This window comes from Nocardioides segetis, from assembly GCF_051390595.1.
GTDB lineage: Bacteria > Actinomycetota > Actinomycetes > Propionibacteriales > Nocardioidaceae > Nocardioides.
Window position 1 is genome coordinate 54,714 of record NZ_JBNINR010000022.1, and the last position, 10,123, is coordinate 64,836.

The 10,123-nt window shown below is 74.1% G+C and carries 8 protein-coding genes; 1 reads left to right on the top strand and 7 read right to left on the bottom strand.

What is annotated here, in order from left to right; genetic code table 11:
• Nucleotides 1-90 precede the first annotated feature (90 nt).
• From tsaE to glmS, 7 genes are all read right to left on the bottom strand, one after another.
• Nucleotides 91-1,050: a tRNA (adenosine(37)-N6)-threonylcarbamoyltransferase complex ATPase subunit type 1 TsaE gene (gene tsaE / locus ACPZVR_RS24025; RefSeq protein ID WP_436702213.1), complete on the bottom strand. Its 960-nt coding sequence runs from the start codon at nt 1,048-1,050 to the stop codon at nt 91-93.
• Nucleotides 1,047-2,147, bottom strand: coding sequence for an alpha/beta fold hydrolase (locus ACPZVR_RS24030; RefSeq protein ID WP_436702214.1), 1,101 nt, complete (start codon nt 2,145-2,147; stop codon nt 1,047-1,049). The genes tsaE and ACPZVR_RS24030 overlap by 4 nt, the downstream gene beginning before the upstream one ends.
• Nucleotides 2,144-3,307, bottom strand: a complete 1,164-nt coding sequence (alr, locus tag ACPZVR_RS24035; RefSeq protein ID WP_436702215.1) for an alanine racemase — start codon at nt 3,305-3,307, stop codon at nt 2,144-2,146. Before alr ends, ACPZVR_RS24030 begins: the two co-directional genes overlap by 4 nt.
• Before the next feature lie 27 nt (nt 3,308-3,334).
• Complete coding sequence (locus ACPZVR_RS24040) at nt 3,335-4,771, bottom strand: NAD(P)H-hydrate dehydratase (RefSeq protein ID WP_436702216.1); 1,437 nt, start codon at nt 4,769-4,771, stop codon at nt 3,335-3,337.
• Nucleotides 4,772-4,797: 26 nt separating this feature from the next.
• The gene (locus tag ACPZVR_RS24045) at nt 4,798-6,657 is read right to left on the bottom strand and encodes a glycosyl hydrolase family 18 protein (protein ID WP_436702217.1); all 1,860 of its coding nucleotides are present in this window, start codon (nt 6,655-6,657) and stop codon (nt 4,798-4,800) included.
• A gap of 75 nt (nt 6,658-6,732) precedes the next feature.
• Nucleotides 6,733-7,086 (bottom strand): holo-ACP synthase, encoded by a 354-nt coding sequence (locus tag ACPZVR_RS24050; RefSeq protein WP_436702218.1) that lies wholly within the window; start codon nt 7,084-7,086, stop codon nt 6,733-6,735.
• A gap of 2 nt (nt 7,087-7,088) precedes the next feature.
• Nucleotides 7,089-8,933, bottom strand: coding sequence for a glutamine--fructose-6-phosphate transaminase (isomerizing) (gene glmS, locus ACPZVR_RS24055; protein WP_436702219.1), 1,845 nt, complete (start codon nt 8,931-8,933; stop codon nt 7,089-7,091).
• 95 nt (nt 8,934-9,028) lie between these two features.
• Here glmS and coaA point away from each other — a divergent pair, with 95 nt between their 5' ends.
• A complete protein-coding gene (gene coaA, locus ACPZVR_RS24060) occupies nt 9,029-10,024 on the top strand; it encodes a type I pantothenate kinase (protein ID WP_436702220.1) in 996 nt (331 codons plus the stop codon).
• Nucleotides 10,025-10,123 lie beyond the last annotated feature (99 nt).

A 10,123-nucleotide genomic window follows, 5' to 3' on the forward strand; every position in this document is an offset into this window, starting at 1 on the left:
GGGAAAGGCACCGTCGACTGGAACCGGTTCCAGGCGCGATTGAGATGCCGGGTGGGCGCACGGACAGCGGGACGGGCGGCTCCGGCGGGCCTACAGGGCGAGGTCGGCGTCCAGCCATCGGGCGCCGACGGCGTCGATCTCGACGACGCGTGGATCGGCCTCCGGATCAGCCTCCCGATCGGCCCCCCGGTCGGTGGCGGGGCCCGCCTGCCCGGTCGCGCGGGTGATCCGGACCTCGAGCCGGGCGTCGGCCAGCCCCTCGGCCAGCCCGGTGCCCCACTCGACGACGGTCACGGCCTCGTCGAGGTCCGTGTCGAGGTCCAGGTCGTCGAGCTCGGCGCGACCGCCGAGGCGGTAGGCGTCGACGTGGACCAGTGCCGGCCCATCGCCCAGCGACGGGTGCACCCGGGCGATGACGAACGTCGGCGACGTGACCCCGCCGCGGACGCCGAGCCCCTCCCCGAGTCCCTGCGTGAAGGTGGTCTTCCCGGCGCCGAGCTCGCCGCTGAGGACGAGGACGTCACCGCGCCGCAGCCGACGGGCGACGCGCCGGCCCAGGTCGCGCATCTCGTCGGCACTGGCCACGTCGAGCCGCACGGGCACCGGCCGCGCCATCTCGACGTACGGCGCGCGTCGGTCGGTCTCCGTGAAGCCCATGTCGCGCCAGAACCGCGCGGTGCGGGGCAGCTCCTCGCGGGCCAGGATCACCACCCGGCGGGCTCCGCGCCGCGCCGCCTCCCCCAACCCGGAGCGGACCAGGTCGCGGGCCAGACCGCGGCCCCGTGCGGCCGGGTCGATGCCGAAGCGGCGCAGGTAGACGGTGTCGTGCCGGTCGCCCGCCGGGTCGAGGATCACCGCTCCGACCGGCCGTCCGTCGTCGACCACCAGGAGGCCGCCGCCGGGCGCCAGCAGCGCGGCGACGGACTGCTCGGTCTCGGCGAGGGCATCGGCGGGCGGGTCGAGCGGCGGGCGGTCGGCGAAGGCGGCCTTGACGACGGCCAGCACGTCCGCGGCGGCCTCGGGGCCGACGCGCCGGGTCTCGAGGCTCATCGGGCGGCTGCCCTCGCGGAGGCGGCGGTGATGAGCTGGTCGAGCTCGGCGTTGACCAGCTCGTGGCGCTCCATGATCACCATGTGGCCCGCGCCCTCGCACTCGAGGAGGCGCGACCCCGGGATGCGGGACTGGAGCTTGCGGGAGTGACCGATCGAGGTCAGCCGATCAGCGGTGCCGCAGATGACCGAGGTCGGCACCCGACCGAGCGCCTCGACGAAGTCGAACTTGTCGAGGCCGGCGAAGTGCGGGAAGAAGTCGGCGACCACCTCGAACGGGGTGGCGGCGAGCATGGCGTCGACGAACTCGACGTACCCGTGGGGCACGTCGCTCCCGAAGGCGAAGCGGTCCGTGGCGACCGTCGCCACCGAGCCGCCGGCGCGACGCACCGAGTCGACGGCGCGATGGCCGAGGTGCAGCGTGCGGACGACGCCCCGGGCGACCGGTCCGGCCAGGCGGGCGGGGACCATGGGCAGCAGGATCCGCGTCGGGTCGAGGCCTCCGGCGGTGGTGGAGATCAGGCCGACCCCGACGACGCGCGGTCCGATCAGCTCGGGGAACTGCTCGGCGAAGGCGACGATCGACATCCCGCCCATCGAGTGCCCGACCAGGACCACGGGGCCGTCGGGCACCACCTCCTCGATCACCCGGTGGAGGTCGCGGCCGAGCTGCTCGATGGTCGAGTGGGCGCGGTCGGAGTCGCCGGAGCGGCCGTGGGAGCGCTGGTCGTAGTAGACGGCGCGGACCAGGCCGCGGTACGCCGCCCGCTGGAAGTGCCAGCAGTCGAGGTTGAGGCAGAAGCCGTGGACGAAGACGACGGTCACGGGGGGCGGGTCGCCCTTCGCGCGCCGCACCAGCCGCTCGACCGGCCCTCCCGCCGGGGCGGGCTCGAGCTCGTCGATCTCGACGTGCAGCGGCAGGCCGTCGTCGGCCACCACCGTGACCGGCGCCGAGCGCAGCGACCCGAACGGGATCTCCTCACCCGCCCGCCGGCTGATCGCCCGCTGCTGGCGCCGGATCCCGACGGCCGCCGTACCGGCCGCGGCGACGCCCAGGGCGCCGGCGAGCGACCCGACGATCCGACCTCGGCGGCTCACGCGCCCTGCTCGTCGCGCTCGTGGAGGTAGGTGCGCTCCATCCGGCCGCCGATCCGGGTCACGATCTCGTAGTTGATCGTGCCCGCCGCCTCCGCCCAGTCCTGGGCGGTCGGACCACCGGCGCCCGGCGGGCCGAGGACGACCACGTCGCTGCCCACCTCGGGCCGGTCGCCGCCGAGGTCGACGACGAACTGGTCCATGCAGATGGTGCCCCGGACCGGGCGGAGCTTGCCGCCCACGCCCACGGTGGCCTGCTGGGGGGCGCCCGGCGACGACGCGTGCCGGGGGATGCCCTCGCCGTAGCCGACGGGGACCAGGCCGACGGTCGTGGCCTGCTCGGCGACCCAGCGATGGCCGTAGGAGACGGCGTCGCCGGGGGCGAGGTCCTTGACCAGGACCAGCGGCGCGTGGACGGTCATCGCGGGCACCAGCCCGATGTCGGTGGCCTGCCCCGGCGCGGGGTCGAGGCCGTAGAGCGCGATGCCGCAGCGCACCGCGTCGAAGCGGGCGCTCGGGCGCAGCAACGCGGTCGCGGAGTTGGCGAAGTGCCGCAGCTCGGGCCGTAGGCCGTGCCCGTCGGCGAGCGCGAGCGCCTCGCGGAAGGCCTGCTCCTGCCGGTCGTTGGCCGGGTGCTCGGGCTCGTCGGCGCAGGCGGGATGGGTCCAGATCCCGGTGATCCGCCAGGTGCCGGCGGCCTCGCCCTCGGCGGCGCGGGCGAACAGCGCGGCCCACTCGCCGCGGGGGGCGCCGGCACGCGACATGCCGGTGTCGAGCTTGAGCTGGACCCGCGCCGGCTCGGTGCGGCCGGTGAAGGCGGAAGCCATCGCGTCGAGCTGGCCGACGCTGTGGGCGCTGACGTCGATGCCGGCGGCGGCCGCCGCGGCGTAGTCGGCGTCGGGCCCGCCGATCCAGCAGAGCAGCGGTCCCTCGATCCCACCGGCGCGCAGCGCCAACGCCTCCTCGACCGTGGCGGTGCCGATCCACTCGGCCCCACCCTGCCGGGCCGCCCGCGCGCTCGCCAGCGCGCCGTGGCCGTAGCCGTCGGCCTTGACCACCGCCACCAGCGGCACGCCGGCGGTCGCGCGCAGCAACCGGGCGTTGGCCCGGATGGCCGCGAGGTCGACGACGATCCGGGCGGGGCCGAGCGGAGGGCGGGACATGGTCGTGACCATGGTGTCATCGTCCCATCAGGGGGTGGTAAGGCGTGCCAGCAGGGCCGGAAGGGCCCGTGCGACGTCGCCGGCGACGATCGGCCCCCGGCGGGCCGCCAGCGTGGCGGCGGCGCCGTGCAGCCAGGAGCCGACCGATGCCGCGTCGTACGGGGTGAGGCCGGTCGCGAGCAGCGCGCCGACGACCCCGCCGAGGACGTCCCCCGCTCCGGCCGTGGCCAGCCAGGGCGTCCCGGTCGTGGTCACCCGGGTCGCGCCGTCGGGCCGCGCGACGACGGTGCGGCGCCCCTTGAGGAGCACCACGGCGTCGTAGGTGCGCGCGGCACGGCGGGCGTGCTCGAGCCAACGGGCCTCGACCTCGGCGCGGTCGACGTCGAGCATCCGGGCCAGCTCGCCGGCGTGGGGCGTGAGGACGGCCGGGCGTCCCCGCGCCAGCCCGGCGAAGGCGAGCGCGTCCGCGTCGACGACCAGCGGGACGCCGTCGGCGACCGAGCGGCGCACGGCGTCCTCGGCGCCCCCGTCGCTGCCGGAGCCGACCACCCAGGCCTGGACCCGGCCGGGACCGACCACCTCGGGATGCGCCGCGCGCACCAGCTCGAGCGCGGCGGGGTCGCCGTCGTAGCGGACCATGCCGGCGAGCCCGCAGGTCGCGCCGGCCACGCTGAGCAGCGCGGCGCCGGGGTAGGTCGCCGAGCCGGCGCGGACGCCGACGACACCGCGGGTGTACTTGTGGGCGTCGGGCTCGGGACGCGGGAGCAGCGCCGCGACGTCGGCGTGCTGGAGCGCCTCGACGGGCGCGTCGGGCAGGTCGAGACCGATGTCGACGAGCTGGACCGCGCCGCACGCCCGCGCGGCGGGGTCGACCAGGTGGCAGGCCTTGTGGGTGCCGAAGGTGACCGTCAGGTCGGCGGTGACGTGCGGTCCGTCGACCGCGCCGGTGTCGACGTCGACGCCGGACGGGGTGTCGACCGCGACCACCGGGATCCCCGCGACCAGCTCAAGCGCCCTCGTCGCCTCGGGGCGCAGGCCGGGGCGTCCGCCGATGCCGACGATCCCGTCCACCACCGCGTCGAAACTGTTGCGGTTTGGGACCAAACGGCGCAATTCCGGGGTCGGAGCATGCAGTCTCTGCCCAATCGACGCCCATGGTACGGCACGCCCGCCGGCAACTCGGAGCGCGTCGACGCCACCGCGATGGGCTGTGTCGGAGAGCAGCCAGGCCTCCACCTGGACGCCGCGGCGGGCGAGCAGCGCACCGGCGTACAGCGCGTCGCCGCCGTTGTCGCCCGATCCGACGAGCAGCAGCACCCGGCGTCCGTACGCCGAGCCGAGGAGGTCGAGGACGGCGTACCCCAACCCGGCGGCGGCGCGCTGCATCAGTGCCCCCTCGGGGAGCGCGGCCAGCAGCGTGGCCTCGGCCGCACGGACCTGCTCGACGGTGTGGGCGCGGATCACACCCCCACTCTGGCACGGCGTGCGGCTCAACGATCCAGGAAGTGCCTCCCCACCGCGTCGAGCAACGGGTTGCCGCCGGCGGGGTCGTCGCCGTAGTTGAGCGTCCACACGATGGTGCCGCCGGCACCGCCGGCGCGCGCGTAGGCCGCCTTGGCCGCGATCGACCTCTCGTCCTCGTAGGAGAGGAAGCCGGCCGGCTTCAGCCCCGGGTCGGCCGACGGCACGTAGCCGCCCGCGTAGGTGCGGTACGTCGACGACGCGGCCGCGTCCCAGTGCTCGACGCCGTGGGACAGGTAGCCGAGCTCCTTCAGCCTGGTCCAGGACAGGGCGGCGTCGTTGGTCTCGTAGACGTCGTTGTCGTCCGTGGACTGGCGCGGTCCGGTGATGCCGGGGCCGTAGTAGATGCCGTAGAAGCCGATGCCCATCCCGATCTTCTCCCGAGGCGCACCCGAGAGCTCGTAGGCGTCGATGCTGCTGTCGATGCTGACCGGACGGGCCGGGCCCTCGTCGTCGAGCGCGCCGGAGAACCACGACTCCCATCCGGCGCCGTTCCAGGTCGTGCCGATGCCGTACGACATCAGGTTGTACTGGTCGACCAGCCAGGGCAGCTCGGCCTGCCAGTCGGCCACCTCGCCGTCGCGGAGCTCGTTGGTCTTCACGGCGTACCCGGGGAAGGTGACGATGCCGGGGTCGGTCCGGTAGCGCGGCCGGGTGGCCATCTCGGCCCGCACCTCCACGATCAGCGCCCTCAGGCGCCGTACCGCCTCCTCGGTGGTGATGTCGACGCCGCACTCCCAGGCCTCGCCGCCCAGGCAGTTCTCCCAGTCGACGTCGACGCCGTCGTAGTCGTGCGCGACGAGGTAGTCCACGACGTTGCGCACGAAGCGGGGCCGCACCGCGTCGGCCGTGGACGCGACGAAGCCGCGCCCGTCGAAGCCGTCACCGCCGAGCATGAGCAGCGCCTCGGCGCCGGCCGCGTGGGCCTTCCGGACGAGGTGGTCCTCCACCGTGGTGCCCGGATAGGGCGAGGCCGCGGGATCGTGCGCAGAGCCCGCGCCGGGCACGACCTCGCCGGGGGCGCCGTCGAGCGAGCCGCCGCCGGGCGCCACCCGACCGAACACGAAGTGCGTCAGGTCGCCCATCTCGACCTCGTCGGGTCCGTACTCCTGGTCCCAGAACCAGCCGGCGTAGTAGCCGGTGACCCACGGCGTGGTCCGCGCCGGACGGACGGCGATCGTGGTCGGGTCAGTCGTCGCGCCGGCCCCGACCACGCGGTACGTCGTCGTGGTCCGTGGGGTCGCGAGCAGGACGGCTCTGCCCGCGCCGTCCTCCACCCCGTCGCCGACCCGCCGCCAGCCCCCGTCGGTCAGGGCCTCGAGCGCCACGGGGCTGCCCGGCCGGGCGGGTGTGAAGGTCGCGGACACCGGCAGCCGGGTGCGCGGGTCGGTGGAGGTGGGGGCGGACACCGCGGCGGTCCGCGGGCCGACGACGACCGGCGCCAGCCGCACGCGAACGACCCGCGAGTGCCGACCGCGCACGCTCACCCGGTAGGCGGCGTCGGCGGCAGGCGTGATCCGGAAGGCGAAGCGACCGGCCCCGGTGGCGCGCTGGCGGTTCACCTTCGCCCAGCGTCGGCCCTCCCTGCGCTGCAGCACGACCCTCGACCGGGGCGCCGCCCTCCCCCGCAGCCGCACCGGGACGCCCGGCGCGACCGCCGCGGCCGGGCCGGTCAGCGTCGGACGCGGCCCCGGTCGCACGCTCTGCGCCGTCGGGACGGGACCGGCCAGGCCGAGGGAGACCACGAGGGAGACCACGAGGCAGGCGACGAGGCTGGTCAGGAGCGCGACGCCACGGCGGCGCGGGGACGGGTGACGGACTCTGCTCACCCTTCACCCTGACGCGCGCGGCGGCCCGGTCGACAGGGTCACGGGTCCCGTCCTGACGGGGCGTGAGGTCCCGGATCAGCTCTCCAGCACGACCACGGCGGAGGCGATGCCGCCGTCGTGGGTCAGCGACAGGTGCACCGACGTCACCCCGAGGGCGTCCGCCTCGGCGAGCACGGTCCCGCGCAGCACGAACCGCGGGCGGCCGGAGTCCTCGGAGACCACCTCGGCGTCGTGCCACGACATCCCGCGCGGGGCCCCGAGCGCCTTCGCGAGCGCCTCCTTGGCCGCGAAGCGCGCCGCGAGCGACCGGATGTGCAGGGTCCGCTCGGCGGGGGTGAACAGCTTGGTCACCAGGGCGGGCGTGCGCCGGCACGACTCCTCGAAGCGGGCGATCTCGCACACGTCGATGCCGACGCCGACGACAGGCACGGCTACTCGACCGTGACGGACTTGGCCAGGTTGCGGGGCTGGTCGACGTCGTGGCCCAGCACCGTCGCCAGCTCGCACGCGAACAGCTGCAGCGGGACGATCGCGACCAGCGGCTGGAGCAGGACGGGCACCTTCGGCAGCCGCAGCAGGACGTCGGCGTACGGCTCGATCGCGGTGTCGCCCTCCTCGGCCAGGCAGATGGTGCGGGCGCCGCGGGCGCGGACCTCCTGGATGCCGCTGAGCATCTTGCCGTGCAGGTGGTCGCGCCCCTGGGGCGGCACCACGCACAGGACCGGCAGACCGTCCTCGACGAGCGCGATCGGCCCGTGCTTGAGCTCGCCGGCGGCGAAGCCCTCGGCGTGGAGGTAGGCCAGCTCCTTGAGCTTGAGCGCGCCCTCGAGGGCGACCGGGTAGCCGGCGTGGCGCCCGAGGAAGAGCACCGAGCGGGTCGTGGCATGGTCGGCGGCGAGCGCGTAGACCTGCTCGGCACCCTCGAGCACCGTCTCGATGTGGTCGGGCATCGCCTCGAGGTGCCGCATGATCTCGTCGATCTCGTCCCCGAAGCGGGTGCCCTTGACCTGTGCGATGTAGAGCGCGAGCAGGTAGCAGGCGACCAGCTGGGTCAAGAAGCCCTTGGTCGAGGCGACGCCGATCTCGGGCCCGGCGTGGGTGTAGATGACGGCGTCGGACTCGCGCGGGATCGAGGAGCCGTTGGAGTTGCAGATCGCCAGGACCTTGGCGCGCTGGCTGCGCGCGTGACGGATGGCCTGCAATGTGTCGGCGGTCTCGCCGGACTGGCTGATCGCCACGATCAGCGTCGTCGCGTCGATGATCGGGTCGCGGTAGCGGAACTCGGAGGCGAGCTCCACCTCGACCGGCGTGCGGGTCCAGTGCTCGATCGCGTACTTCGCCACCATGCCGGCGTAGAACGAGGTCCCGCACGCGATGATGATGATCTTGTCGACGTCGCGCAGCTCCTCGTCGGCCAGGCGCATCTCGTCGAGCTGCAGCTGCCCCGCCGGCGTACGCCGCCCGATCAGCGAGTCGGCCACTGCGCGCGGCTGCTCGAAGATCTCCTTGCGCATGAACCAGTCGTGGCCGTCCTTCTCCGCCGACGACAGGTCCCAGTCGACGTGGAAGCGGCGCGCCTCGACCGGCCGGCCGTGGAAGTCGGTGACCTCGACCGCGTCGCGGGTCATCACCACGATCTGGTCCTGGCCCAGCTCGAGGGCCTCGCGGGTGTGCTCGATGAACGCCGCCACGTCGGAGCCGAGGAAGTTCTCGCCGTCCCCGAGCCCGACGACCAGGGGCGAGTTGCGGCGTGCCGCGACGACCTTGCCCGGCTCCTCGGCGTCGATCGCGACGAGGGTGAACGCGCCGTCGAGCTGCTGGCAGACCCGCTGCATCGCGGTGGTGAGGTCGACGCCCGACTGGACCTGCAGCTCCACCAGGTGGGCCACGATCTCGGTGTCGGTGTCGGAGAGCAGCTCGTGGTCGTCGGCCTCGACCCGGGCGCGGAGGTCCAGGAAGTTCTCGATGATGCCGTTGTGGACCAGCGCGATCCGGCGGGCCGCACCGGTGTGGGGGTGCGCGTTGCTGTCGTTGGGCGGGCCGTGGGTGGCCCACCGGGTGTGCCCGATGCCGATCTCCGCGGCCGGGATCGGCGACTCGCCGAGCACCTTCTCCAGGTTGGCGAGCTTGCCGGCACGCTTCTCGACGGTCAGCACGCCGTCGTGGACGACCGCGATGCCCGCGGAGTCGTAGCCCCGGTACTCCAGCCGTCGCAGACCGTCGATGACGGCGTCCTCGGCCGACCGTGGCCCGACGTACCCGACGATCCCGCACATGATCCGCCAGTCTAGATGTCGTCCTCACCGGCCGCGTCGTCCGGATCGGGGACGCGCCGCGGGCGGCCCCGGCACCGGCTGGAACAATCGGCGCCATGACGACGGGCAGCCCGGCGGACACCCACCCCGGCGAGGAAGCGTCGCGGGAGGCGTCCCCCTACGTCGAGCTGGACCGCGCGACCTGGGCCAACCTGGCCCACGAGTGGCAGCAGCAGGGCAGCCCGCTGACCAGCGACGAGGTGGTCCGCCTGCGCGGCATCGGCGACTCGCTCGACCTCGACGAGATCCGCGACGTCTACCTGCCGCTGTCCCGCCTGCTGTCGCTGCGGGTCAACGCGGCGACCCGGCTCCACCACGAGCAGGAGCAGTTCCTGCACCGTCGTACCCCGCCGCGCACGCCGTTCGTGATCGGCCTGGCCGGCTCGGTGGCCGTCGGGAAGTCCACCGCCGCGCGCGTGCTGCAGCAGATGCTGGCCCGGTGGCCCGAGCACCCCCACGTCGCGCTGGTGACGACCGACGGGTTCCTCTACCCCAACGCCGAGCTCGAGGCGCGCGGCCTGCTGCAGCGCAAGGGCTTCCCCGAGTCCTACGACCGGCGGGCGCTGCTGAAGTTCGTCATCGACATCAAGTCCGGCATCGACGAGGTCGAGGCCCCGGTCTACTCCCACCTCGTCTACGACGTCGTGCCCGACGAGAAGGTCGTCGTGAAGCGGCCCGACATCGTCATCGTCGAGGGCCTCAACGTGCTCCAGCCCGCGCGGGTGCGCGAGGACGGCCGCACCGGGCTGGGCCTGTCGGACTTCTTCGACTTCTCGATCTTCGTCGACGCCAACACCAACCACATCCGCGAGTGGTACGTCGACCGCTTCCTCCGACTGCGCGAGACCGCCTTCCGCGACCCCAACTCCTACTTCGCGAAGTACGCCGCCCTCAGCCACGACTCCGCGGTCGACGAGGCGCGCCGGATCTGGGACTCGATCAACGGCCCCAACCTCGCCCAGAACGTGCTGCCCACCCGCTCCCGCGCCACCCTGGTCCTGCGCAAGGCGGCCGACCACGCGGTGCAGTACGTCCGGTTGCGGAAGATCTGACCGGTCCGCTGGCGGCTCGACGCTTGTAACTAAGAGGTTCCGCCAATAGGTTAAGGGCGTCGGGCTGGTCGGGTGTTCCAGCGGTGGGTGGTCCAGGCG